Annotated in this window: 19 protein-coding genes and 4 pseudogenes; 15 read left to right on the forward strand and 8 right to left on the reverse strand. The window is 69.9% G+C overall.

What is annotated here, in order from left to right; translation table 11 throughout:
* Positions 1-149: 149 nt before the first annotated feature.
* A pseudogene (locus EFK10_RS12340) lies at positions 150-342 on the forward strand (ISAzo13 family transposase); the annotation flags it as partial.
* A gap of 43 nt (positions 343-385) precedes the next feature.
* Positions 386-454 (forward strand): hypothetical protein, encoded by a 69-nt coding sequence (locus EFK10_RS53770; RefSeq protein ID WP_456318723.1) that lies wholly within the window; start codon positions 386-388, stop codon positions 452-454.
* Between the two features lie 237 nt (positions 455-691).
* Here EFK10_RS53770 and EFK10_RS53205 read toward each other — a convergent pair.
* A pseudogene (locus tag EFK10_RS53205) lies at positions 692-847 on the reverse strand (IS5-like element IS4811 family transposase); the annotation flags it as partial.
* A 41-nt stretch (positions 848-888) separates the two neighbouring features.
* On the opposite strand from EFK10_RS53205, the gene EFK10_RS12345 reads away from it, so the two are divergent.
* Complete coding sequence (locus tag EFK10_RS12345) at positions 889-2,889, forward strand: glycosyltransferase family 2 protein (RefSeq protein ID WP_127355769.1); 2,001 nt, start codon at positions 889-891, stop codon at positions 2,887-2,889.
* Between the two features lie 263 nt (positions 2,890-3,152).
* On the opposite strand, the gene EFK10_RS49980 is transcribed toward EFK10_RS12345, so the two are convergent.
* Positions 3,153-3,563, reverse strand: a complete 411-nt coding sequence (locus tag EFK10_RS49980; RefSeq protein ID WP_127355770.1) for a Mu transposase C-terminal domain-containing protein — start codon at positions 3,561-3,563, stop codon at positions 3,153-3,155.
* A gap of 289 nt (positions 3,564-3,852) precedes the next feature.
* Between EFK10_RS49980 and EFK10_RS12360 the strand changes: the two genes are divergently transcribed.
* From EFK10_RS12360 to EFK10_RS12375, 4 genes are all read left to right on the forward strand, one after another.
* A complete protein-coding gene (locus EFK10_RS12360) occupies positions 3,853-4,062 on the forward strand; it encodes a glycosyltransferase family 2 protein (protein WP_127355771.1) in 210 nt (69 codons plus the stop codon).
* A 175-nt stretch (positions 4,063-4,237) separates the two neighbouring features.
* Positions 4,238-4,888 (forward strand): DUF4304 domain-containing protein, encoded by a 651-nt coding sequence (locus EFK10_RS12365; RefSeq protein WP_127355772.1) that lies wholly within the window; start codon positions 4,238-4,240, stop codon positions 4,886-4,888.
* A 266-nt stretch (positions 4,889-5,154) separates the two neighbouring features.
* A complete protein-coding gene (locus EFK10_RS12370; protein WP_127355773.1) occupies positions 5,155-5,589 on the forward strand; it encodes a GlcG/HbpS family heme-binding protein in 435 nt (144 codons plus the stop codon).
* Positions 5,590-5,817: 228 nt separating this feature from the next.
* Positions 5,818-6,009 carry a hypothetical protein gene (locus EFK10_RS12375; RefSeq protein ID WP_127355774.1) on the forward strand — a complete coding sequence of 64 codons (192 nt, stop codon included), beginning with the start codon at positions 5,818-5,820 and terminating at the stop codon, positions 6,007-6,009.
* A gap of 441 nt (positions 6,010-6,450) precedes the next feature.
* Here EFK10_RS12375 and EFK10_RS49990 read toward each other — a convergent pair whose 3' ends face one another.
* Positions 6,451-6,567 (reverse strand): tetratricopeptide repeat protein, encoded by a 117-nt coding sequence (locus EFK10_RS49990; protein WP_240677174.1) that lies wholly within the window; start codon positions 6,565-6,567, stop codon positions 6,451-6,453.
* Positions 6,568-7,141: 574 nt separating this feature from the next.
* On the opposite strand from EFK10_RS49990, the gene EFK10_RS12380 reads away from it, so the two are divergent.
* The 8 genes and pseudogenes from EFK10_RS12380 to EFK10_RS12410 all read left to right on the forward strand — a co-directional run bounded on the left by EFK10_RS12380 (position 7,142) and on the right by EFK10_RS12410 (position 13,526).
* A complete protein-coding gene (locus EFK10_RS12380; protein WP_164835954.1) occupies positions 7,142-8,770 on the forward strand; it encodes an amidase family protein in 1,629 nt (542 codons plus the stop codon).
* A 163-nt stretch (positions 8,771-8,933) separates the two neighbouring features.
* Positions 8,934-9,317, forward strand: a pseudogene (locus EFK10_RS12385) (transposase); the annotation flags it as partial.
* 679 nt (positions 9,318-9,996) lie between these two features.
* Complete coding sequence (locus tag EFK10_RS12390) at positions 9,997-10,236, forward strand: hypothetical protein (RefSeq protein WP_164835955.1); 240 nt, start codon at positions 9,997-9,999, stop codon at positions 10,234-10,236.
* Positions 10,236-10,616, forward strand: a complete 381-nt coding sequence (locus EFK10_RS12395) for a toxin Doc (protein WP_206305421.1) — start codon at positions 10,236-10,238, stop codon at positions 10,614-10,616. Before EFK10_RS12390 ends, EFK10_RS12395 begins: the two co-directional genes overlap by 1 nt.
* 42 nt (positions 10,617-10,658) lie before the next feature.
* Positions 10,659-10,925 (forward strand): annotated as a pseudogene (locus tag EFK10_RS12400) (hypothetical protein); the annotation flags it as partial.
* 149 nt (positions 10,926-11,074) lie between these two features.
* On the forward strand, positions 11,075-11,227 hold the full coding sequence (locus EFK10_RS47315; RefSeq protein ID WP_164835956.1) for a hypothetical protein: 153 nt from the start codon (positions 11,075-11,077) through the stop codon (positions 11,225-11,227).
* A gap of 269 nt (positions 11,228-11,496) precedes the next feature.
* The gene (locus EFK10_RS12405; RefSeq protein ID WP_127355778.1) at positions 11,497-12,156 is read left to right on the forward strand and encodes a GntR family transcriptional regulator; all 660 of its coding nucleotides are present in this window, start codon (positions 11,497-11,499) and stop codon (positions 12,154-12,156) included.
* A 68-nt stretch (positions 12,157-12,224) separates the two neighbouring features.
* Positions 12,225-13,526, forward strand: coding sequence for an MFS transporter (locus tag EFK10_RS12410; RefSeq protein ID WP_206305422.1), 1,302 nt, complete (start codon positions 12,225-12,227; stop codon positions 13,524-13,526).
* A gap of 316 nt (positions 13,527-13,842) precedes the next feature.
* Here the strand turns inward: EFK10_RS12410 and EFK10_RS12415 are convergent, their stop codons facing one another.
* From EFK10_RS12415 to EFK10_RS12435, 5 genes are all read right to left on the reverse strand, one after another.
* Positions 13,843-16,884: an alpha-mannosidase gene (locus tag EFK10_RS12415; protein WP_127355779.1), complete on the reverse strand. Its 3,042-nt coding sequence runs from the start codon at positions 16,882-16,884 to the stop codon at positions 13,843-13,845.
* 442 nt (positions 16,885-17,326) lie between these two features.
* Positions 17,327-19,549, reverse strand: coding sequence for an alpha-galactosidase (locus tag EFK10_RS12420; RefSeq protein WP_127355780.1), 2,223 nt, complete (start codon positions 19,547-19,549; stop codon positions 17,327-17,329).
* 96 nt (positions 19,550-19,645) lie between these two features.
* Positions 19,646-20,992, reverse strand: coding sequence for an ABC transporter substrate-binding protein (locus EFK10_RS12425; RefSeq protein WP_127355781.1), 1,347 nt, complete (start codon positions 20,990-20,992; stop codon positions 19,646-19,648).
* A complete protein-coding gene (locus tag EFK10_RS12430) occupies positions 20,989-22,023 on the reverse strand; it encodes an acetylxylan esterase (RefSeq protein ID WP_127355782.1) in 1,035 nt (344 codons plus the stop codon). Before EFK10_RS12430 ends, EFK10_RS12425 begins: the two co-directional genes overlap by 4 nt.
* On the reverse strand, positions 22,017-24,452 hold the full coding sequence (locus tag EFK10_RS12435) for a glycosyl hydrolase family 95 catalytic domain-containing protein (RefSeq protein ID WP_240677175.1): 2,436 nt from the start codon (positions 24,450-24,452) through the stop codon (positions 22,017-22,019). The genes EFK10_RS12430 and EFK10_RS12435 overlap by 7 nt, the downstream gene beginning before the upstream one ends.
* Between the last annotated feature and the right edge of the window lie 3 nt (positions 24,453-24,455).

Consider the following 24,455-nt stretch of genomic DNA (forward strand, 5'->3'; position numbering starts at 1 on the left):
GACGACCACACCGAAGGCCAGAAGATGAGGGGCTGGAACGACCCCTACTGGGCGAAGATCGCCGACAGCTACGACCACATCATGACCCGCAGCGTGCTACGCGACCAGCCCATCGACTACCCGGCGCCCGCCGGGCACGCCCGCCGCCCGCGGAGGCGCGGTCGATCGGCCACGGGGGGGATCAGGCTGGTCGCTCGTGCTGCCGGCGTCCGCGAAGCCACGGTGTCGCTGGGGGTGGGTGAACTCGACTCCGAGGAAGCACCGTTGGGACGCATTCGCCGGGTGGGCGGGGGCCGCAAGCGCGTCGTCGACCTGAACCCGGCCCTTCGAGGCGCGCTCGTGCGAGGAGCAGTCGCCGAGCGCGGATGACCCGGACGCCCCGCAACTGTGGTGTCTCCAACCCTCCGGCCGCACCAGCCATGAGGGCTTCCGGTGCGAGATCACCACGCACTGACGAGTGTTCCCAGCCGAGGGCGCGACACGGCCGCGGGCCCTGCCCTGTGAGTCCTCTGGCGCGTACGGCGAAGTGGTTTTGTATCCGAGAGAGGGACCCGTTTCGCGATGGATGTGGGAGTCACTTCTGACCAAGTTTGCGATGTCAGTTGGTTTTGAACCCGGTTGAGGACTTGCGGCGGGACGGTGAGATGTGCCTGTCGCGCGCGTGTCGGCGGGCGTGCATCATCAAGGTGGCACAAGGTGCGTTCGACGACCCCGCGGCGGGGCAGCACCAACGAAGCCGGAGGTGTCCTTGGGTCAGCTGACGGTCTTGATCGTGAGGTTGAGGTGCTGTTTTCGCCCAGCCGACGAGCTTTCCGCCATAGGCCGAGTCGGCCCAGACGATGGCCATCCGCTTGACACGGTGGAGAAACGCTCACATAGGGTTGGCGGATGCTCAAGGTCAGCGTCATCGTCCCGGTGTACAACACGGGCCGTTACATCGAGGAATGTGCTCCGTCCCTGCTCGATCAGAGCCTTCCGGCCGATGAGTACGAAGTGATCTACGTCGACGACGGCTCGACCGACGACACGCTGTCGCGGTTGCGCAAGCTGGCCGCCGAGCACCCGAACGTCTCGGTGCACACCCAGCCGAACTCCGGCTGGCCCGGTAAGCCGCGCAATGTCGGCATGAAACACGCACGGGGGGAGTACCTCCAGTTCGTCGACCATGACGACACGCTCGGGCCCGAGGCCCTGGAGCGGCTGTACGAGCACGCGAAGCGCAACCGGGCGGACGTGGTGCTGGGCAAGATGTCCAGCACCATGGTCCGGCCGCGCCGGCTGTTCCGGCACACGGTCGACGCCTGCACGATCGACAACGACGAGCTGATGCAGAGCATGTCGCCGCACAAGATGCTGCGGCGCGCGTTCGTCGAGAAGCACGGGCTCCAGTTCCCCGAGGGACCGTGGATCCTGGAGGACCTGCTCTTCGTCAGCGCCGCGTATTTGGTCGCGGAGCGCATCGCCGTCCTGGGCGACTACCCCTGCTACTACTGGATGAAGCGGGACGACGGCGGCAACAACACCGCGGCGCGGTTCAGCGAGCGGCACGACTTCTTCGGCAACGTGCGCAGGGTCGTGCGGCAGATCAAGGCCGGCACCGAGCCCGGTGAGGGCGTCGACGACCTGCAGAACCGGCTGCTGCACCGCAACTACCACGTCGAGGTGCTGTCCCGGGCCCGGGAGCCGGAGATCCTCAACGTTGCCCCGCAGGAGCAGCGGCCGCGTTTCGAGGCGGCGCGCCGGGTGGCGCTGGAGGAGTTCCCGCCCGCCGTGCGAGAGGGGCTGCCCGCGGTCTCGCGGGTGCGCGCGGAGCTGCTGGAGCGCGGCGACTTCGAGGGGGCGCTGGAGCTGGCGAAGCGCACGCGCGAGATAAAGGCCCGTACGAAGGTCACGGACCTACGCTGGCAGGCCGGCCGGCTCGTCGCCGACGTGACGCTGGACCTGGTGCGCGGCGACGGCGAGCCGCTGGCCCTGGTCGAGCGCGACGGACGGCTGCTGCTGGACCCGGAACTGCTGGACGGTGTGCCGGGGTTCGCGCAGTGGGAGGTGCCGGATCCGCTCCGGCTGGCGTACGCAGAGCTGGTCGTCAAGGACCGGGACCGCGAGGACTGGTGGTACCCGGAGGGCGACCTGGAGGTCCGGCTGGAACCGCTGGACGAAGGGCGCGTCCAGGTGCTGGCCGCCGGGCGGATGTGCGTCGACCCCGCCACGCTGGCCGGCGGCCGGCCGCTGCAGCGCGGGGTGCACGACGTGTGGGCATTCGTGCAGCTGCTGGGCGTCGACCGGCTCGTACGACTGACCGGAGACGGCACACCGGGCACGACGACAGACGCCGGCCCCGCGCTCCTGGGCACCACTGGCGCGACGGCAGAGGCCGGGGCCGCGCTCGGCGGAGCGCGGATCGCGATCCCGTACTGGACCGGCGCCGGGCAGCTGGCCCTGGACATGGACGAACGGCAGCGTCGGCTTGCCGACGATCTGGGCCGGGTCACGAACGCGGTGCGCGGCCGGGGCGGGGTGCTGCCACTGCCGCTGGCCAGCCAGGGGGGCGGTGCGGGAGCGGCGTCGGCCCCGGTGCGGGTGCGCATCGGGGAGGGGAAGTCGGCGACCACGGTCGCGGCCGAACTCGTCGCCGGACAGCCGCCGTTGCTCCGCGTCACCGGGCGGATCAAGGCCCCAGCGGGCCGCTGGCCCGTCGCCCTGCTGACCTCGGGCGTGCCCAAGCCCTCGGACGCCGGCCCAGTCGCGTACGCCGTCGTACGGGACGGCCGGGTGGTGCGCCTGGAGGGTCCGGCCTACAGGGCGCCCGCCCAGCTGCGCCTGCGCGACGCGGTCGCCGGCAACCCTTGGATCCGGCGCGCGCGCCGGGCGCTGGGGCTCAAGCGGTAAGCGGTAGAGGTCAGCGACTCCGCTGGGTGGGGCCACCGCTGCCCGCGGCTTTTGGCTCCGGCCCGACGTCTGGACGGCTGTGGCTCGGGTGCGGGGCCGTGCGGGATGAAGTCGGGGCGGGCCAAGGCACGGCGGTCCGTCTGCGCCGCTGCGCCCAGTTTGTCTTCGGCCTGCCTGCGCGGAGGTGGGGGAGATGAGAGGGCGGGGCGGGGCGGCGGTGGTGGAGGCTCCGAAGCGCCGGCGGCGTAGTCTCTCCGCGGCTTTCAGATCCACTTTGAACCTCGCGGGGCCGCGGTGCGTGCGGCTTGGACTGCGCGGATCTGTTCCCGGCTCGCGGCGGTAGCCAGGAATGCCGAGCCGCGGTGGTGGCCGATGACGGCGTCGAAGACCTCGATGGTGTCGTCGTGATGGGACAGGTGCCGTACCGAGACTTTCGTGCCGGTACGGCCGTTCATCCAGGGGACGAGGTAGTCGCGGCGGCGCCATCGCACACCGCTGGTGCTGATCGTGCAGGTGCGGCCGTCGTCCTCCAGAGCGATCGTCGCGAGCTGCCCGGCGGACACATCCGTGAGCGGCGTCGCGTCGGCCCGCCACGCCTCGACGGGCGTCTTGCCGCCCAGTTCGCGGCGGCCCGAGCCTTGTACTTGCGCGGCGCGGCCGCCCAGGCCGGCCACCGACCGCGATCAAGAAGCTCGTCCTGCGCCTGGCCCGGGAGAATCCCAGGTGGGGGCATAAGAGGGTGCACGGCGAGGTGGCCCGGCTCGGCCACCCCATCACCGTCTCCACTGTCTGGAAGATCTTCCATGCCGCAGGCCGCACGGACGCTGGTGCTCGGCGGCACAGTGCGCCGAGAGTCGGGTGCGTCCAGCGGCAGACGGCGAGTCGTCCCTGGCACCAGGGTTCACTCCAGCGTTCAGGTGCACCGACTCAGAGGCGGGCGATTCGGTGCGGGGTGCGGGGCGGATGGCGGTCAAGGTCACTGTGGTGGTTCCCACGTATAACTCGGGGACGCACATAGAACCGCTCATCGACTCGATGCTTGGGCAGACGATGCTGCGCGACGCGTTCGAGGTGCTCTTCGTCGACGACGGCTCCACCGACGGCACCCCCGCCCGGCTGGAGGCGCTGGCCGCCGCGCACGAGCAGCAGAAGCCGACAAGCCGACTCAGCTGACCGGCGCCAACACCCGCAATCCGACGCTTGAGGATGGTTGGGCCGCCAAAAGAAGATCGCGCCTCCCATGTGAAAATCGCCCGACGCCCGTCATTGTGATCGGCCCCGCTCGTGCTCCGCTCCCGCAGGCATCCGTGAGGATCGAGGGACACGGACGTAAAAGAGGAAGGCATCTATGAGACCGCTGGACCTGCTGGTCAAGCAGCACGTGGCCCCGGTGATGAAAGCAGCTGGCTTCAAAAAGTCCGGCCGCACCTTCCGTCTCATCGCCGACAACGGCGATCAAGTCATCCTCGGATTCGCCCGTCACTACGTAGACCCCGACGCCGCCGTCTTCGAGGTCGGCTACCGCATCGTGCCGGCGCCGTACTGGGAGTGGATCAACCGGCAGCACTGGGCCAGCGGTGAAGTGCGAGCCCCCGTCGCCTTTGTTACTGCGGTGCTGTCCGGCGACGTGATCCCACCGTCCCACGTAGCGCACGCTCCCGACGACGAGTTGCCGTTCCGCGCGCGCTGGGCCCTGCGCGAGGACAACAGCCTCATCTGCGGTGAAGCACTGGCGACGGTCCTGCACGATGACGCCGTCCCGCAGATGGTCCACCTTCTCGATCGAACCAATCTCCTGCAGGAGTGCCGCCACCCGTCCCTGCCGGTCGTGCGAATGATGTCGCTCACGAAAGCGGAGATTTTCCTTCGAGTCGACGACGCTCCGAGTGAGGAGATCGAATCCCTGCTGGCGGACGTGCGGCCGGCAGGCCCCGGGGACAACTTCATCGCCTGGACGCGCCAACGACTGGCGCAACGTCAGACGGCGGCGAGTTCCTGAATCCCGGATAGCCACGCAAGTTGCTGGCCCACTCGCAGAATCTGCCAGTAACGTGGAGAACCTCACACGCACGAGTGACAGCCAGCGGGAAGGCTCTCACCTCCTCACTTGCGCTGTTCCCCTCATCAGGACCGCCGATGAACCCGCCGGAACTCCATTTGGGATAGCCCCGGACGGCGGTGGTGCGTACGGGTCGACGTCGACCAGGTCGCGGCCCCGAACGGCACCGAGCGGGTCTCGCCGCTCGTCTACTAGGATCTGCGTCCGTGACCATCACCCTTGAGCAGGCCCAGACCATCGTCACCGCCGCCCTCGCGCACGGCATCGAGCAGGGTTTCAACCCGTTGACGGTCGCGGTGCTCGACCCGGGCGGCGCGCTCGTAGCCCTCGGGCGGCAGGACGGGTCGGGCTTCCTCCGCCCCGACCTCGCCGTCGCCAAGGCCTCGGGCGTCCTCGCCCTCGGCATGACCAACCGCGCCATCGCGGCCCGCGCGGCCGACTCCCCGGAGTTCTTCACCTCGGTCGCCACGCTCGCGGGCGGGAAGATCCTCTCGGTGCCCGGCGGCGTCTTTGTCCGGGACGCGGACGGCGGGCTGCTCGGCGCCGTCGGCGTCACGGGGGACGCGTCGCTCAACGACGAGGCCGCCGCGCTCGCGGGCATCGTCGCCGCCGCCCTGGTGGGCCAGACCGGCGCGGAGTGACTGCTCCGACCAACCCCTCGACCGGACCGGCGCGGGGCTCGTCCTCGCGCCGCTGCTGGTGCGGGTTCCGAAAACCCCACCCCCCGCAGACGAGAGCGCACCAACACCGACCCTGGGTATTCAGCGGAATTGGGCGATCTGACGCCCCGGTAGCAGAAAGGTGCCGCTGACCTGTAAGGATGCGAGTGTCTAGGTCGTATCCGCTGCAGAAGTCAGGGCACCGTTCTGGTGATCGAGCGTATAGGCCGGGATCGTCGGCAGGCCGTGCAGGCTGACGGCAAGGGGGCGATCGGGCACGCCGGGGCGGCGCTGCTGCGCCAGTGCGCGGACCGGACGGGGCTGACCGAGGCGCTGGCCAGGTGCTGCCGAGCGGCGCGGGAGGCGGCTGGCGGGACCGTGCCCAGGTGGTCGTTCAGCTAGCCGGGTACTCCGCACATGGGGGAATCGCTTCGCGAGGCTTGTGTCAAGCGATGTTGAACCGGTCGGTACCAGTCAACATCGGGGACACCTTGCCCAACGACCGAACCCCGAAGTGGTGTCGACTCAGCCGCGATTCGATCCGCGATCATGGCCGCTGTCACCCACACGAGCTACATACGGAGGACGGGGCTAGCGGTGGCCATCGGTCTCGGCGCGACGAATCTCCTGGAGGCCGAGCAACTCGGGGGTTGAGGAACACCCGTGTCAGATCGTGCGTCTGTACGCTTCGTGACGGAGTTATCGCAGATAACAGCCCGATATCCGTGCCGTCGGTGATTGTGAGCTGCGGTTCTGCGTGGCGGACGTGGCCCGAAGCGGCCCTGTCATCTGCGCCAACGCCACCACCACCGGCTTGCGCGGGCGTTGTTCCGCGCGATGTCCTCACTGTGGCTGTCGCCGAGTTCGCGGAAGATGGCGGCGGCCCTGGGTGTGGGCGTCGATGGCCTCGTCGAATCGGCGCACCTGCCGCAGGGCGTTGCCGAGGTTGTTCAGCGTCATGCCTTGACGCGTTCGACGTTGCGGTCCGCGACCTGCCGCACGACGCCGCCGGCGTCCAACGGCTCGGTGGCGGCGGGGACCAGGCCTGTGACGTGCGGGCGGTCGATCACTAGCCGTGCGGGTGTGGGTGGTGCAGTGCAAGCACAAGCGGGCGGGCAGGGCAGGGTCGGTGGTCGGCAGGCAGGTGCCGCACCGGGTCAACGGCACCGCGCAGCCGGTACACAAGGCTGACGTGGTGGTCGCGGTGACGAACGGGCGCCTCGCATCAACCTTCGCCGGCGATAGCCATGCCGGAGATGTCCAGGGGCACGACCACCCGCGACTCGCGCGGTGGAGGAATGGCCGCCGGGTACCCGCAAGCGCCGCGGTCACCAACTCCCAGAGCTTCAAGGCGGGTTGGCGTGCGACGCGGGCCAACGTCATGTGCAGCGTAACCCAAGATCGTTCCGGCAATGAGGCAGAAAAATTACTGGCATATCGGCGTAACCACGGCGATCTACCGTCGACGTCACTTGAGGTGATCACCTGCCTTAAAGAGTCGCAGGGGAACAGATTGTCAGACGAATGGAGTCCCATGAGCCGCTTCACCCGAACCCGTAGACGTGCCCTGGTCACCCTGGCAGGCGTCGCAACCGTCGCCGCCACGCTGACCGGTCCGGCACAGGCGGCACCGAAGCAAGAGCCGTTTATGCTCACCGAAGCCACCATCAGCGGCATCCATGAGGCGATCGCGTCGCACCACCTGACGTGTGTGCAGCTCGTTCAGGCCTACCTGAACCGTATCGCGGCCTACGACAAGGCCGGCCCCAAGCTCAACAGCTACATCACGGTGTCCGACCAGGCACTGAAGCGGGCAGCGTCACTCGACAAGTCATTCGCCCGGCACGGCTTCACCGGCTCGCTGCATTGCGTCCCAGTGATCCTCAAGGACAACATCGACACCGCCGACATGCCGACGACCGGCGGGTCGAAGACGCTGGCCGGCACCTACCCGAAGAAGAACGCCTCCGTCACCCAGCGCCTCCTGGAGGCCGGGGCGGTCATCCTGGGCAAGGGCAACATGGATGAGTGGGCGCACGGTGGCTCTCCCGGCGGCGGGTACAGCTCCGTGGGCGGCCAGACGCTCGACCCGTACGACCTCACGCGCGGTCCGGGCGGGTCCAGTGCCGGCCCCGGTGCCGCGGTCGGCGCGAACCTGGCCGCCACCGGTATAGGTACCGACACCCTCGGCTCACTGCGCGGTCCGGCTGCCAACAACGACCTGGTCGCCATCAAGCCGACCATGGGGCTGGTGAGCGGAGCCGGCATCATCCCGTTCAGCCTGACGTTCGACGTCGCCGGGCCGCTCACCCGAACCGTCTCCGACGGCGCGGCAATGCTCAGTGCCCTGACCGGAGTCGACTCAAAGGACCCGCGTACCAAGGCCAGCGCGGGCCACTACAGCACCGACTACACGAAGTACCTGAAGGCGGACAAGCTGTCCGGCGCCCGCATCGGGTTTGTAGACAACTTCAACGGCGGCAACACCGAGATCGACGCGGCCACCCAGCGCGCCCTGGACACGATGCGGGCACGCGGCGCGACCATCGTCCCGGTGCACCTGCCCGACTCGCTGCTGTCCTCGGCAAGCTCGGTCTATGCGACCATCTCCGACCTGGAGTTCAAGTACCAGCTCGCCGACTACCTGGCGACCAGGCCGAAGAGCGTCCCGGTCAAGACGCTGGCCGATGTCATCGCGCAGAGCAGCCAGCCCGACTTTCCCATCTCGCCGGCCGTGCTGACCCGGCTGACCCAGGCCGAGAGCCGGGGGTCGCTCACCGACCCCGCGTACCAGCAGGCGCTCGCCACTGGTCCTGCCTCGTTCCGGAATGGCATCGACAGCCTGCTGACCGCGAACCGGCTGGACGGGCTGGTCTTCCCGAACGCGACGTGCCCCGCGAGTGCCTACCCTGGCAGCACCGCCACGAACACCTGCAAGACGGTCCCCAGCAGCACCGCACTGGCCAGCCTGTCCGGCTACCCCTCGGTCACGGTGCCCAACGGCTTCACCGCGAACGGGCTGCCGATCAGCCTGGCCTTCCTCGGTACGGCGTTCAGTGAGCCCGAGCTGATCGGGTTGTCGTACTCATTCGAGCAGGCCACGCACCTACGCCGGCCCCCGGCCAGCACGCCGCCGCTGGCTCCGACGACCCGGGGCCGGTAAAGCGCGACAACCGCCACTGAGTAACCCGGTGGGGCCGTCGAACGGCGACCACACCATCCCGGCCCCCTCGACCCGCCGAACGCGGTCGTCAGTACGCCGGGCCCGCACCGCGGGCCCGGCTCTGACCGGTGCAACCCACCTCTGAGAGGGCGTTATGAGGCGCACGGGCCACGAGGGCAAGTACCAGATGCGGGAGATCGTCAACGCGATCCTGTACCAGTCCCGGACGGGCTGTCAGTGGGCCTACCTGCCCAACGACCTGCCGACGAGCGGCACGGTGTACTACTACTTCGGTCTGTGGCGGGACGACGGCACCGACCAGACCGTCCATGACCTGCTGCGCTGGCAGGTACGGGAGAAGAAGAAGCGATTAGCCGACCCGAGCCTGGTGGTCCTCGACACGCAGAGCGTGCACGCCGCGGCCGGAGTGCCGTCCGAGACGACCGGGAGAGACGCGGCGAAACGGATGCCGGGCCGGAAGCGCGGCATCGCCGTAGATGTATTGGGCCTGATCATCGCGGTCGTGGTCGTGACGACCTCAGTCCACGGGTCGGTGTGGAGGTGCGCTCCGGCTGGCGCAATTACAACGAGCCGTATTCCTGGTACTGCTACATTCCGTGAGCAGCTGACGGATACGCCCGCTAGGAGCGTGGGCCAGTAATGGTTCAGGGCGAAAACGATCTCCACACGGGGTCGATTCTGGCGCCTTCGGGAGCGGCAGCCCTCCACCGGAGTCCCTTCCGTGGTCAATTTGTGGCTCGCTCGCCCCACCGGGGCCGGTCCAACGTCGTTACTGGGACACGCTCCAGTTCTCCAGCAACGTGTGGTGGTGGGCCCAGCACCGCTCACCAGAAACGCTCGCGCGGCGTGCAACCTGCGAACCGGCGGTCACGGTGTGCGAATGTCCAGGTGGCGAACAGACCGATCCTGCTTCCTCGGCGGGGGCAGCGCTTCCCGCAGCCCGCGCCCGGGCCCGCTGGGCGGGCTGAATGGGCCTCCTCCCAGCGGTGTCCCGCCTCCTGCCGCTGAAGGCATCCCTGGCCCGCACCCTGCGCGGCCTGGCTACAGGGTGATCTTCCGGTCGTTCAGGTGTGGCGGAAGGGCCTCCCGGCAGCTCGGGGAGCATGAATCACCCCGATTTCCAGGTGGTGCGCCCTTCAGCCATGTACCTGACAGAATCACCTCGAGCCTGGCGCATGGTGGCACCAACTAGGTACCATCAGGGCATGCCATCACTGAATGTGTCCTTCACCGACGAGGAGCTCGAGGGCGTGCGCGTGGCAGCTGCAGCCGAGGGCAAGAGCCTCAAGCAGTACGTCCATGACCTCGGCGTTCGCGAGATGCAGCGTAAGCAGTTCGTCGCCGGCGCCGCCGACTGGGCGGACAAGCTCCGCACCGAATTCGACGAGGCCTTCCCCGAGGAGATCCCGCCCTCCCAGCGCCAGGACGGAGCTACGGCGGCCTGATGAGCGTCCTGCACATCGATGTCGCCTGGCTCCTGGACGTCCAGGAGCTTGCCCTGGGCCACGACGACGTCACCGTTTCCGACTACTCCGCGCTGGTGGCAGCCGTCGCACGCCACAGGACTCGGATGCCGACCTTGGAGTCATCCGATCCGGATGCCTCGTGGCGCGCGGCCGCGCTCCTACACACCATCGTGCGCCTTGAGCCGCTACCGCACCGCAACTCGTTGTTCGCCGCGTTCGTAGCCGCCCAGTACATGGACCAGTCCGGCGAGGGTGTCGACCCTCCATACGGGGCCATGCCTGACCTTGTCCGTAAAATTCGGGACACTCGCCTAAGCGTATACACCGTTGCCGACCAGCTGCGCTCCTGGAGGATCTAGATCTCCTTCAAGGGGCGTACAACCGCCTTGGAGGACCCGCGCCTCTCTCAGGCCGTCCGCACCACCACTGTCCGCCGCAGCCGCTACCGAGGCCAGGCCAAGACCGGCCTGGGCCACGTGCTCAGCGCCGCGGCGATCAACCTCCACCGCATCGACGCCCACCTGACCGGACGCCCCGTCGGCACCACACGCCGCACGCACTTCGCCGACCTCGACCTCAGCCCCCCACCACGCAAGAAGAACTCAGCTAGGGAGGTTAACCCGTTCGAGCGCCTTCGAATCGAAGGTCGTCGCCGACCTACCCCGTGATGACCCGATCGCGTCCCACTACGTCGAGTACTTCTACCCGCTGACCCCGCACAGCACGGCCGCCGACCAGTGGATCGCCTGGCAGTTCGGCACCTCGGCCTCCGACGCCGTCCAGGCCTTCCGCCGCCCCTCAAGCGGCACGGACCAGCATGTACGGGCTGAACACCTCGCGCACCTACCAGGTAACCGACCTCAACACCCAATCCACCTGGCAACAGACCGGCAGTTCCCTCACCAGCACCGGCCTCGCAGTCTCCCTCACCACCGCCCCCGCCACCACCATCACCTACACCGCCCTCTAACGCGGGATTGGGCGTTGGTGCTGAGGAGGGCGCGCGCCGGCGCCCTGGCCGAGTCCCACAGCAGATACTTCGGTGACGCCGGCCACGCGTGGATCGCCGCGCTGCCGACTCCGGCGGGGACTTCCTGGACCGTGGGCAGTCGGCACGAAGCACAGCGCTGAACGGCAGGGCCTGTCCCCGGCCCTACTCCCACCAGGCTCCCTGCGGGCGTTTGGTTCCGCAGCCGGCACCATGTATCCAAGCTTGTATCTATGGTTTATTCTAACGCTATGGCCGCTTCCGTAACCACCTCGCCGGTCCCCGCGGCGGACCGCGCGTACCGGCTCGCCAAGGAGCTCATCCTCAGCGGACAGCTTCCCGGTGGAAGCCTCATCAGCGAGGGTGAGATCGCGGAGCGAGCCGCGCTGAGTCGCACCCCCATCCGCGAAGCCTTCCTGCGCCTGCAGGCCGAAGGCCTGCTGCAGCTGTTCCCCAAGCGGGGAGCCGTCGTGGTGCCTGTGGCGCCCGGCGAGGCCGAGGACCTGCTGGAGCTGCGGGAGGCCTTGGAGACCTCGGCCGTACGCCGCATCGCCCACTTCGGGAAGCCGCTGACCGACCTGGTGAGCCGACTCTCCGACGTGATCGAGACCCAGCGTGGGCACGCCCGCGCCGGCGACATCCTCGCCTTCGCCGAGGCGGACGAGGCATTCCACCGGGGCATCGTGGCCGCCTCGGGAAACGTGCTTGCCGAGGGCTTCTACAGCACGCTCGGTGACCGCCAGCGCCGGATGATCGTTCATGCCCTCCACCCCCAGCCCGACCGGCTGGCCGTGCTGGTCGGCGAGCACGCCGCGCTGCTCGAACTGATCGCCGCCCGGGACGCCGAGGGGTTCGCCACTGCCCTGCGCGCTCACCTGGACGCCACCCACCGCACCATGACAGGCCGCTGATCCCGCTGTCCGCCCGTCTTGACGGCACAGCCCGCGGGGCACGTACACGTACGAGGAGCGCCACCGCCGTGAGCACCATCCGGCAGATACCCGACCGCCCTGCCGCTGGGACCGGTGGTGGTCGGCCCTGGCTGCGGGTGGCGGCAGTGATGTTCTGCTGCGGCTGGGGCGGTAACCAGTTCACGCCCTTGCTACTGATGTACCGTCAACTGGCCGGCTACTCCGCAGTCACGGTCGACGCCTTCCTTGGCGCCTACGTGATCGGCCTCGTCCCTGGTCTGCTCATCGCGGGATCTGCCTCCGACCGCTACGGGCGTAAGCCGCTGCTGGTCGCGGGCACCGCGGCCTCACTGGTGGCCAGCGCGGTCCTGTCCGCCGGAGCCAGCGGAGAACTGCCCATCTACATCGGTCGCTTCCTGACCGGCGTAGCCGTCGGCATCGCGATGGCCGTCGGTACGAGCTGGGTGAAGGAACTCTCCCAGCCACCGCACGACCCGGACGTCCAGCCGGGTTCGGGGGCGCGCCGTGCCGCGCTGTCGCTGACCGCGGGCTTCGGCCTGGGCGCCGGAGTGGCCGGGACCATCGCCCAGTGGGGACCCTGGCCCATGGTCAGCCCCTACATCGTCCACATCCTGGTGGCCGCGCCCGCCCTGCTCGCGCTGACGGGAGCGCCGGAAACCCGCGAACGGACCGGGGCGGTGCCCAGACTGTGGGCCGATCTCAGGGTCCCCGCCGCCGGACACCGGCGATTCCTGCGCGTAGTGCTCCCGATGGCGCCGTGGATCTTCGGCTCCGCGGGCATCGCCTATGCGGTGATGCCTCAGCTCTTGGGAGAGCGCCTCGGCCACTGGAGCCTGGCCTACGCAACCCTGCTCACCGTCGTCGCAATGGGTACCGGTGTGCTGGTGCAGCCCCTGGCCAAGCGCCTGGACTCGGTTTCCACGGCTAGGGCGACGATCGTGGCCATGGAGGCGATGGCGTGCGGCATGGGCGTCGGCGCCTGCGCTGCGGCCGCCCACTCGCCCTGGCTGGGTCTCGGCTGCGCCATGCTGCTGGGAGCCGGCTACGGACTGGCCATCGTCTCCGGCCTGCTGGAGATCCAGCGAATGGTCACCCCCGACGATCTCGCCGGACTGACCGGCCTCTACTACGCGCTGTCGTACACCGGCTTCCTGCTCCCTGAGCTCCTTGCGGCACTGTCCCCCCTTATCTCCTACCCGGCGATGCTCGTCGTCCTGGCCCTTCTGGCGACAGCGAGCCTCATCGCGATCACGACAGGCTCGCGAACGACGCACCCGTCACTGACCGTGGCCCGATCGTCCGGCCTGGGCGAGGCGTCGGCGACGCCGCCGACGCGCGAGGACGCGTAGAAGCGACGATCGACCTTCGTGTGACGGGGGACGCCCGATCGAGACCGAGCCGAGGCTACGCCCGCGAGATGGAGAAGAACGCCGTCGCCGCCTGACAACGCTCGCCCGGTAGGCGGCTCCTGCGCGAAACCCCGATGTGTACGACATCATCGTCGAGTTGACACGACACGCACCACTAATTCATCGACAGCCCGCGCCCGTCCGGCCGCGTGCGTGGTGACGGCCTGCGGGCCGACAAATCCCAAACAGGACAGTCGAGACGTCAGTCAGGCGGAGGGTCAGACCCGCCAGCAGGTCACCACGAACATCATCACTGTCAGGCGTTGTCGCGGGTCAGCCGCAGCGTCACGATCTCGAACGGGCGCAGCGTCAGTTCGACCCGGCCGTCCGCCACCGACACCGGCGACACCGGGCGCTCCAGCAGGTCGCTCACGGTGGCCCCCGCCACGGCGAACCCGGCGGTCAGCTCGGCCCGGACCCGGCCGCCGTGCGCCTCGTGGAGGCGGACCACCACGTCGCCGCTTGCGTCGTCCGCCAGCTTGACGGCGGTGATCACCACCGCGTCGTGGTCCGCGCTCACCAGCGGCGCCACCTGGGCGTCACCGGGCACCCGGCGTTCGGGCAGGTTGATCCGGTAGCCCTCGCGCACCGCGTCGCCGACCTCCGCTCCGGGCACCAAGGCGTAGCGGAAGCGGTGCAGGCCCTGATCGGTCTGCGGGTCGGGGAAGCGGGGGGCCCGCAGCAGCGAGAGCCGGACCGTCGTCGTGGTGCCGGGCGTCTCGCCGTCCGCCGGGCGCACGGTGCGGGTGACGTCGTGTCCGTAGGTGGAGTCGTTGACCAGTGCCACACCCCAGTCGGGCTCGGTGAAGTGGACGAAGCGGTGGTTGCACGCCTCGAACTTGGCCGCCTCCCAGCTGGTGTTGGTGTGGGTCGGCCGGTAGAGGTGCCCGAACTGGGTCTCGGCGGCGTATCGGTCGGTGTGGATGTCCAGCGGGAAGGCCGCCTTGAGGAACTTCTCGGTCTCGTGCCAGTCGATCTCGGTGTCGATGTCCAGGCGCTTGGCGCCCGATCGCAGGGTGAGGGTCTGCACGGCCCGGGACGAGCCGAACGAACGAGTGACGCGCACGGACACCTCGTGCGGCCCCTCGGCGGTGACGGTGACCTCGTCGGCGTCGGTCAGGTCGGTGACGGTGTTGCGGTAGAACTGGTCCACGTCCCAGGCGTCCCAACTGTTGGGGAAGTCCGGGTGGATCTGCAGCAGGTTCGCCGCCTTGCCGGGCGCCACGCTCTCCCGGCCGGCCTCGACGTCGAACGCGGACACCACGAGCCCGCGCTCGTCCACGACGACGCGCAGCAGGCCGTTGTCCAGCAGGTGGCCGCCGCCCTCGCGAGCCGCCACCGTGCATCCGCCGGCCAGGGCGGGCGCCAGGCTCGCCGCGCCGGCGGCGACACCGGACCGCTCGTGCGGGGCGGCGTTGAAGACCACCTCGCCGCCGGACGCGGCCTGGCCGGCCAGCGCGCGCTGGGCGGCGCCGATGATGCCCTCCAGCTCCTCGGCCACCGCCGCGTAGGTCTTCTCCGCCTCGCGGTGCACCCAGGCGATGGACGAGCCGGGCAGGATGTCGTGGAACTGGTGGAGCAGCACCGTTTTCCACAGCCGGTCCAACTCCTGGTAGGGGTAGGGGAACCCGGCCCGCACCGTGGCGGTCGACGCCCACAGTTCGGCCTCGCGCAGCAGGTGTTCGCTGCGGCGGTTGCCCTGCTTGGTCTTGGCCTGGCTGGTCAGCGTGGCGCGGTGCAGCTCCAGGTAGAGCTCGCCCACCCACACCGGGGCCTGGGGGTACTCCGCCTGGGCCTTGGCGAAGAAGTCGGCGGGCGTTTCCCACTCGACGGTGGCCGAGCCCTCCAGGTTGCGCAGCCGCGCCGCCTTGGCGATCATCTCGCGGGTGGTGCCGCCACCGCCGTCGCCGAAGCCGGTCGGCGCCAGCGAGTGACGCGCCGAACCCTTGTCCTTGAAATTACGCGCGGCGTGCGCGATCTCGCTGCCCTTGATCGAGGAGTTGTAGGTGTCGATCGGCGGGAAGTGGGTGAAGATCCGGGTGCCGTCGATGCCCTCCCACCAGAAGGTGTGGTGAGGGAACTTGTTGATCTGGCTCCAGGAGATCTTCTGCGTCAGCAGCCACTTGGAACCCGCTGCCTTGATGATCTGCGGCAGCCCGGCCGCGAAGCCGAAGGTGTCCGGCAGCCACGCCTCCTGGTTCTCCACCCCGAACTCCTCGAGGAAGAACCGCTTGCCGTGCACGAACTGCCGGGCCATCGCCTCCGAGCCGGGCATGTTGGTGTCGGACTCCACCCACATCCCGCCGGCCGGCACGAAACGCCCCTCCGCGACCGCCGCCTTCACCTTCGCGTACACCTCGGGCCGGTGCTCCTTGATCCAGGCGTACTGCTGCGCCTGCGACATGGCGTAAATGAAGTCCGGCTCGTCCTCCAGCAACGCGGTCATGTTCGCCGTGGTACGGGCCACCTTGCGTACCGTCTCACGCAACGGCCACAGCCACGCGGAGTCGATGTGTGCGTGGCCGACCGCACTGATGCGGTGCGCGGACGGCGCGGCGGGCGCGGCCAGGACCCCGGCGAGCTGCTTGCGGGCGGCGGCGGCGGTGGCGTTCACGTCCTGCAGGTCGATGGCGTCCAGCGCGTGGTCGACCGCGCGCAGGATCTCCCAGCGGCGCGCACTGTCCTGCGCAAGCTCGGCCATCAGCTCGCCCAGCACCTCCAGATCGTGGACGAGCTCCCACACCGTCTCGTCGAAGACCGCCAGGTCCATCCGCCCAAGCGTGTACTGCGGCTCGTCGCCCGCCGTCTCCTTGTCGCCCAACGCGGTCGGGGCGAAGGACGGGTATTGGAGAATCACCGGGTTCGAGGCGGCCTCGATGTGCAGCAGCACCTCTTCATCGCCCGCGACCGGCGCGCCCACCCGCACCCACTGGTTGCGCGGGTTGAGCCCCTTGACCGGCGAGCCGTCGGGCCGGTAGACGAGCCCCTCGCACTGGAACCCCGGCATGTTCTCGTCGAAGCCGAGGTCCAGCAGCGCCTCCACCGTCCGGCCGGCCCACTCCTGCGGCACCGTGCCGGAGACCGTGAGCCAACTGGTGCCCCACGGCGCGCCCCAAGCGTCACCGGCCTCGATCGGGGTTCGGGGGGCGGCCAGGCCCTCGGCGACCGGCACCGGTTCACCGGGAGCGTTCCAGATGCCGGTGTGCAGCGGCACCGAGACGGGGTAGACGGCGGGGCGGATCCGCTCGTCGAGGACGCGCTTGAGACGGGATTCGATCAGACTGCGGTCGTCGTGCATGGTCGTAACTCCGGGGTGACGGTGGGGCGGGTCAGGGTCAGTAATCCGGTCGCCTGACGGCGACACCGTGTGTGCCCTGTGTGCATGAAAATCGGTGTGTGGTCATCCGGGGAACGTCGTGTCGCCTTGGCGCTTTCCGAGCCCATGAGTCAGTAGGACGCTGGGGTCCACCAACAGGCACCCGGATGCGTTGCTTCGCGCACGTGAATCAGACTCTTCCGCCTGCCGGACCCCGCCGGACGGTCGGGTGCTCGCGGCCGACGACTGGAGGGCTGCCGACGGGATGGAGTGATCCATGAACGTTCCCTCTTCCGGCGGGCGGGCGACGGTGCGGTTCAGGGGGCCGAACCGTCGTCCGCCCGTCGGCCTCCGCTCAGCGGCGGGCTGCAGTCCGCACCGCACGTGGCCGGGCCGGCAGTGGACGCCCGCCTGGCGAGAGCAGTCACGAGGTGCGCCGGACCTCGATCAGAAGGGCGTACTCGGGGTTGAGCGTCGGCATCGGCAGGCCGGCCAGCGTGAGGACCGCGCCCGGCAGCGGGATCCAGCCCTCCACCGCCTCGGTGAGCCAGGCCGGGCCGCTGGTCTGGTGGAACGACGGAAGGCCGAGGTCGGTGCGGATCCGGACCTCGTAGCGGGCGTCGGCGGCCAGCCCGGGCAGCCGTACCCGGCCGGACTGGCCCTCGGCCGAGGTCGCCACCCGCGCCCAGCAGTACAGCGCCGCCGAGCCGTCGGGGGCCACTACGCCGTGCAGCAGCCGCACGTCGTCCTCCAGGTCGGCGCGGACCGTACGGCCACCGTGCAGCAGCGGCCGCAGCTCGCGGTAGAGCGCGGTCCACGCGGTGAGCCGGGCCAGTTCCTCGGGCGGGCACAGCGTGAGGTCCTGTTCGATGCCGGCGTGGCCGAACAGCGCGGTGGCCAGCCGGAAGGCGTCGGTGCTGACCCGTGCGGTGGTGTGGCTCGGCGAGGGCCCGATGTGGGTGCCGACAAGTTCGGGCGGCAGCAGCTGCCCGGTCCAGCGCTGGATGGTCTGCCGCTCCACGGGGTCGTTGCAGTCCGAAGCCCACACCCGGTCGGTCCTGGCGAGGATGCCTAGGTCGACCCGGCCGCCGCCGCTGGAGCAGCTCTCGATCTCCAGGGCGGGGTGGCGTTCGCGCAGCGCGTCGAGCAGCCGGTAGAGGGCGTCGACCTGGGCGTGCGCGGCCGGACGGTCACGGGGTCCGTGCACGGCCTCGTGCAGCTCGCGGTTGTGGTCCCACTTCAGGAAGGCGATGTCGTACGCCGCCACCAGCTTGTCCAGGGACTGCAGCAGGTACGACCACACCTCGGGGTTGGCGACGTCCAGGACGTACTGGTGGCGGGCGGACGGGCCGAGGCCGGCCGCCGGGCCGAGCACCCAGTCGGGGTGTTCGCGGGCCAGGTCCGAGTCGAGGTTGACCATCTCGGGCTCGACCCACAGCCCGAAGTCCATGCCGAGCGCGCGGACGTGGTCCACCAGCGGGCTCAGCCCGTCCGGCCACACCGCGGGGTCGACGGTCCAGTCGCCGAGTCCGGCGTTGTCGGCGCGGCGGCCGGCGAACCAGCCGTCGTCGAGCACGAACCGCTCGACGCCGACCTCGGCGGCCCGGTCCACCAGCCGCAGCAGGTGGTCCAGGTCGTGGTCGAAGTAGACCGCCTCCCAGCTGTTCAGCACGAGCGGGCGCGCGGTGTGCGGGTGGCCTGGGCGGGCCCGCAGCAGGGTGTGGAAGCGGTCGGCGAGGCCGTCGAGTCCTTCGGCGGACCAGGCGAAGTGGGTCACCGGGGTGCGGAAGGTCTCGCCGGGCGCGAGCCGGATCTCACCGGCCCGCAGCAGTTCGCCGCCGCCCAGCGCGGAGGCGTGGCTGCCGGCGCCCTCGGGCAGCTGCTCCACGAGGTAGCGCTGGTCGCCGCTCCAGGCGACGTGCACGCCCCACACCTCACCGGTGCGGAAGCCGAAGCCGGGGGTGCCCACGGTCAGCAGGTAGGGCGAGTCCACGCCGGGTTTGCCGCGGCGAACCTCGCGGGAGTGGGTGCCGTGGCCGAGCGGGCGGCGCTGTGGTGAGCGCTCGCGGCTCCACTTGCCGGTGAAGTCCAGGATCTCGGTGGCCCGGCGGGGCAGCGGCAGCAGGGTGAAGGCCTGCGCGAGGTCGTAGGGCGCGTCGTCGCCCGCCGGGCCGTGCGCGCCGCCGGTGCGGTCCTGGCCGCCGGCCGCCCGGCGGGTGAGCTCGGCGCTGACGCCGAGGACGCCGGAGGGCTCCAGGCGGTAGCTGAGGGTGACGTCCAGGCCGGCGCCGGTGTCGGCGAGCTCCAGGACGAGTTCGCCGCCGCCTTCGGGGTTCTCGTGGTGCGCGACGCGGGTGGTGGCCAGCCGGGGTGCGGTCGAGGTGCCGTCGAGGTGACCGAAATGGGCGGGGGTGCCGGACCAGCCGTCAGCCTCGGTGGGCCAGACGGTGAACCTGCGGGGGATGTCTATGGAGTTGTTGAGCACCGCGGGCTCGCCGGTCAGGGCGAGCGCGGCCAGGGCGGCCTCTGTCAGCGCGCCGAGGTCGGCTCCCCAGTGGAGGACTCTGGGCACCGGCTCGGTGAGTTCCACGACGAGTGAGGTGCCGGCCGCGCGCAGGGCGGTGATCGGCACGGAGGCGTCAGCCATACGGAGTCCTTTCCATATGTCCGGACGGCCGGACGGGCCCTGGTCGTGGGCCGCGTCCGGTGCCGGGTCACCAGTTGCTGTCGGTGGTTCGGTTCACTACTTCGCGAGCAGGGTCTTGCTCTGCTTCTGCATGTCCGCGAAGACGGAGTCGCTCTTCTGGCCGGCGAAGTACGCCTGGAACAGCGGCTCGAAGGCGGCCTGGACGGCGGCGCCGTTGCCGTAGACCGGGGCCGGGTAGAGTTCCTTGTTCTTCAACATGCCGGTGAAGACCGACAGGTCGACGCCCTGCGCGGCGAGGGTCTTCGCCGAGGAGTCCATGGCGGCGGGGATCGACGGGAAGAACGTACCGGTCTGCGAGGCCTTGGACTGGCAGGACTCCGAGCCCATGTACGAGACCCACTTCCAGGCCAGGTCGGGGTTCTTGGTGCCAGCCCAGATGTTGTTGCCGTTGGAGTTGCTGACCACGGCCCGGGTCTTGCTGTCGGTGCCGTACGGAGTGGGAGCGATGCCGACCTTGAGGTTGGGGATCTTCACGAAGGTCGCGGCCTCCCACGAACCGGCACTCTCCATGGCGACCTTACCGGACGCCAGCAGGTCCGTGTCGCTGACGCTGTTGGTGAACTGGCCGATCTTGGGCGCGTATCCCTTGTCGTTCAGGGAGCGGATCCAGTCCATGGTCTTCACGAACCGGGGATCGCCGTAGTTGAACTGGGTGGGCCAGTTCGCCTTGTCGCCAATGCGCCAGCCAGTGGTGTCGACCAGCGGGTCCCAGGTCGTCGGGCCAAAGAAGTCCTTGGCCGCGATCTGGCCGTAGCCGTATGTCTTGACGTTGGACTTGTCGAAGCCTGGCTGGTCGCCGCGGCGTCCCTTGTCGTCGATCGTCATGTGGGCGATCATCTTGCCCAGCGTGCCGCCGTTGTCGGGGTTCCAGTTCAGCGAGTTAACGTCCTGCTGGGTGTACCCGGCCTTAGTCAGGGCGTCCTGGTTGTAGTAGATGCCCGCCGCCGCCCAGTCCAGCGGCAGCGCGTACTGCTTGCCGTCGGTGTACTTCCAGGCGCTCACGCCGACTGAGTAGCGGGACAGGTCGAAGTTGTCCTTGGCGATGTAGCTGTCCAGCGGCAGCAACTGGTGCTGCGAGGCGTACGCCTGGAAGAACTGCACGCTGTTCTGGAAGGCATCGGGGGCGTTCCCGGCCACGAACCCGGCGGTGAGCTTGGTGAAGTAGTCCGCCACGTTGTACTGGGTGATGTTCACGGTCGTGCCGGGGTTGGCCTTCTCGAAGTCCGTGGCGCACACCTTGTACGCGGCGGCCTGCTTGTCGTCCCAGGTCCACCAGTTGACGGTCTTCGAGCCGCCGGCGGAGGAGGCGCCGGACGAGCAGGCGGAGACCACCGCCGCCAGGGTGAGCGTGGCGCCCAGCGCGACGAGCTTTCGTATTCTCATGATTCCTTCTTTCGGGATGGCGCACGGTGCGCGGGGGACGGCAACCGGTGCGAGTGCGACGACGTCTTCAGGAGCGCGCCGAACGCGCTCACGGCGATGGCCAGGTCTTCGGGTCCGCCGGCGTCATGGCCGTTGAACTCCCACAGCCGCAGGTGCTTGGGACCGGCGTAGACGCGGTGGGCGGCGACGGCGGTCGCAGGCGGGCAGACGGTGTCGCGCAGCCCGGCGGAGAACCAGGCGGGGGCGGCGGCGCGGGCGGCGAAGGCCAGGCCGTCGAAGTAGCCGAGGGTGGTGAAGGTCTGCTCGACCAGGTCGCGGCGGGCGGCGAGGTAGCCGATCAGCTCGTCGTAGGGAGGCTCGCCGGTGAGCCGGGTGGCGTGGCGAACGTCCGACAGGAACGGCGACTGGAAGTGGGCTGCGGCCAGGTCGGGGACGAGGCCGGCGACGGCGAGCGCGATGCCGCCGCCCTGGCTGTTGCCGATCGCCGCGATTCGCTCGCCGTCGACGTGCTCGCAGGCCCGCAGCGCGTCCACCGCCCGTACGGCGTCGGTGAAGATCCGGCGGTAGACGTAGGTGTCCTTGTCCTGGATACCGCGGGTGAGGAAGCCGGGGTGGGAGGGGCCGGCGCCTACGGGGTCGGGGGTGGCGCCGCCGCCCGCCCAGGCGCCGCCCTGCCCGCGGGTGTCCATGATCAGGTGGGCGTACCCGGCGGACGCCCACAGCAGGTCGTCGGTGGGGGCGCCGCGCCCGCTGCTGTAGCCGTGGAACTGTACGACGGCGGGCAGCGGCCCGGTCCGGTGCCGGGGCAGCCGCAGCCAGCCGCGTACCGGATGCCCGGCGAAGCCCGGGAAGACGGCGTCGAAGACATCCATGGTCTCAAGGCCGGTCTCCACGGGTGTCAGGCCGAGCTGGGCCTCCTGGTGGGTGCGGGAGTCGGCGAGGGTGCCCTTCCAGAAGGCATCGAAGTCCGCGGGTTCCCGGTAGTTGCTCTGGTACGAAAACAGCTCGGGCAGGTCCTTCTCGGTCAGCACGGCACCGGCTCCCCTCGGGGGAGCAGGTCCGCGCCGAGGGTGACCTGGGTGCCGGTGGGGATGCGGACCTCGGCGGTACGGTCCCGGTGGCGGATCCGGACCGGCTCGGTGTCGTCGCCCACGAGCCTGCGGACCGTCACGGAGGTCGGTGCGCCGCCACTCCAGGTGAAGTCGGCCGCGAGGCCGCCGCGGCAACGCAGGTCCGTGGCCTCGCCGTCCGGCCACTGCGCGGGGAGGGCGGGCAGCAGGTGGAGGGTGCCGGTGTGGCTCTGCAGCACCATCTCGGTGAGGGCGGCCGTGAAGCCGTAGTTGCCGTCGATCTGGAACGGCGGGTGAGTGGAGAAGAGGTTGGGCAGCAGCCCGCCCCACTGGGAGCCGTCGACCGGGGCGTCGGTGCCGGGGTCGCCGTCGAGCGGGCGGACGGCCTCCAGGAGCAGGGAGCGGGCGTTGGCGGCGTCGCGCAGCCGGGCTCGCAGGGCGATCTTCCACGCCCAGGACCAGCCCATGGCGTCGGGACCGCGACGGTCCATCAGCTTCGCTGCCGCTTCGGCCAGTTCGGGGGTTGTCTCGGGGTCGATCTGGCCGAGCGGTTGGACGGCGATCATCTGGGAGACGTGGCGGTGGTGCGGGTCGGCCTCGGGGAGGTCGTCGGCCCACTCCTGGAGCCAGCCGTCGGCGGAGACCTGGGGCCGCCGTACCCGGGGCAGCGCGGCGCGGATCTCGTCGGTCAGCGGGTCGGTGAGGCCGAGGAGTTCGGCGGTGCGTAGGGTCCGCTCGAAGGTTGCCCGGACGAGCGCGCAGTCCATCGCGCAGGAGTGGGTAAGGGACGCGCGGGCGCCGTCGGGGGTGAGGAAGAGGTTCTCCGGCGAGGTGGAGGGGATGGTGTCGAGGTGGACTCCGTCGGCGTCCTCGACGAGCCAGTCCAGCAGGAAGGCGGCGCAGCCGCGCAGCAGCGGCCAGGCGCGCGTGCGCAGGAAGTCGGTGTCCTGGGTGAACTCGTAGTGGTGCCACAGGTGTTGGGTCAGCCACGCACCGCCCATCTGCCAGATCGCCCAGGAGGGGTTGCCGTGGCCCATGCCGACCGGCAGGGCCCAGCCCCACATGTCGGTGTTGTGGTGCGCCACCCAGCCGCGGGCGCCGTACAACTCCCGTGCCACATCGGTGCCGTGGACGGCGAGGCGGTCCAGCAGGTCGAACAGCGGCTCGTGGCAGGCGCTCAGGCCGGCCGCTTCGGCACCCCAGTAGTTCATCTGGGTGTTGATGTTGGTGGTGTAGTTGGACGACCAGGCCGGGCGCAGATCGGCGTTCCAGATGCCCTGGAGGTTGGCCGGGGGTCCGGTGTGCGGGCGGGAGGCGGCGGCGAGCAGGTAGCGGCCGTACTGGAACAGCACGGTGGCGGTGAGGAGTTCGTCGTCACCGTTGAGGATGTCTCGCGCGACGTCGTACGTGCCCGAGCGGCGCGGGCCGAAGCGCAGGGCGGTGCCGCCGAGCAGGCCACGCAAGTCGGCCTCGTGGGCTGCTCGCACGACGTCGGCGCCCCGGGCGGCGGCCTTGGCGGCGATCTCGGCGGCGGTGTCCAGGTGTGCGGCGCGGTCCGCGGTGGCCTCTCCGCGCCAGTGGCGGTCGGCGTTGGTGGAGCTGGCCAGGGTGACCAGGACACGGGACGCGCCCGCGACGAGCAGACGGCCGTGCGCCACTGTCACCTCGCCGTTCGTGGCGAGGGTAAGAGCGAGCGCGCCGAACGGGTCGTAGCCGTCGACGGGCCTGTCGGCGTACCGCAGCGGCTCCGCCACGTCGGATTCGTGCGAGGGGGCGCCGTCCACGGGTATCTCGACGCCCAGCGTGAGGCTGCCGACTCCGCACGACCGGTGCACCTCCCGCAGCGGCGTGGACAGTTCGACGCACAGGTCTACGGTGCCGCCCTCCGCGTCCATGGCCGCGCACAGGGTGCCGGTGACGGCGTCGGACCAGACGCGGCGGCGGACCGCGGTCCCGGCGAGGTCGAAGCTCTCCTCGGCCACCCCGGTGTCAAGGTTGAGCGTCCTGCCGTGGTATGTGGCGTCCTCACCGCCGGCAACGGTCAGCCACAGGTCGGCGTAGGGCAGGTACTCCTGGCTGTAGGGGCCCTCGAAGGCCATCAGCAGGGCCTCGGCGCGGTCGTGGTCACCGGCTCGGATCGCGGTGCGAACCTCGTCGAGCCGCGCTGGGCCGGCGCCGGCCGCGCGGACCGCGGCGAGGGCCGCGGCCGGAACGCCGGGGGTGCCGGACCACACGGTGGAGTCGTTGAGCTGGATCCGGGCCCGGTGGCCGCCGCCGAAGACCATTGCGCCGAGCCGACCGTTGCCAACAGGCGCGGCCTCGTTCCAACTGGCTGCGGGTGTCGTCCATTTCAGCAGTAGATCGGTGGAGTGCATGAGGGTGCCGTCCAAGGG

This window comes from Streptomyces soli (assembly GCF_003999195.1).
In the GTDB taxonomy this organism is placed as follows: domain Bacteria; phylum Actinomycetota; class Actinomycetes; order Streptomycetales; family Streptomycetaceae; genus Actinacidiphila; species Actinacidiphila soli.

Excerpts from the sequence above, each read along its gene's own strand:
- EFK10_RS12345 (WP_127355769.1), top strand. The coding sequence starts at position 889 with ATGCTCAAGGTCAGCGTCATCGTCCCGGTGTACAACACGGGCCGTTAC.
- EFK10_RS12360 (WP_127355771.1), top strand. The coding sequence starts at position 3,853 with ATGGCGGTCAAGGTCACTGTGGTGGTTCCCACGTATAACTCGGGGACG.
- EFK10_RS12365 (WP_127355772.1), top strand. The coding sequence starts at position 4,238 with ATGAGACCGCTGGACCTGCTGGTCAAGCAGCACGTGGCCCCGGTGATG.
- EFK10_RS49990 (WP_240677174.1), bottom strand. The coding sequence starts at position 6,567 with ATGACGCTGAACAACCTCGGCAACGCCCTGCGGCAGGTGCGCCGATTC.
- EFK10_RS12380 (WP_164835954.1), top strand. The coding sequence starts at position 7,142 with ATGAGCCGCTTCACCCGAACCCGTAGACGTGCCCTGGTCACCCTGGCA.
- EFK10_RS12390 (WP_164835955.1), top strand. The coding sequence starts at position 9,997 with ATGCCATCACTGAATGTGTCCTTCACCGACGAGGAGCTCGAGGGCGTG.
- EFK10_RS12395 (WP_206305421.1), top strand. The coding sequence starts at position 10,236 with ATGAGCGTCCTGCACATCGATGTCGCCTGGCTCCTGGACGTCCAGGAG.
- EFK10_RS47315 (WP_164835956.1), top strand. The coding sequence starts at position 11,075 with ATGTACGGGCTGAACACCTCGCGCACCTACCAGGTAACCGACCTCAAC.
- EFK10_RS12405 (WP_127355778.1), top strand. The coding sequence starts at position 11,497 with ATGGCCGCTTCCGTAACCACCTCGCCGGTCCCCGCGGCGGACCGCGCG.
- EFK10_RS12415 (WP_127355779.1), bottom strand. The coding sequence starts at position 16,884 with ATGCACGACGACCGCAGTCTGATCGAATCCCGTCTCAAGCGCGTCCTC.
- EFK10_RS12420 (WP_127355780.1), bottom strand. The coding sequence starts at position 19,549 with ATGGCTGACGCCTCCGTGCCGATCACCGCCCTGCGCGCGGCCGGCACC.
- EFK10_RS12425 (WP_127355781.1), bottom strand. The coding sequence starts at position 20,992 with ATGAGAATACGAAAGCTCGTCGCGCTGGGCGCCACGCTCACCCTGGCG.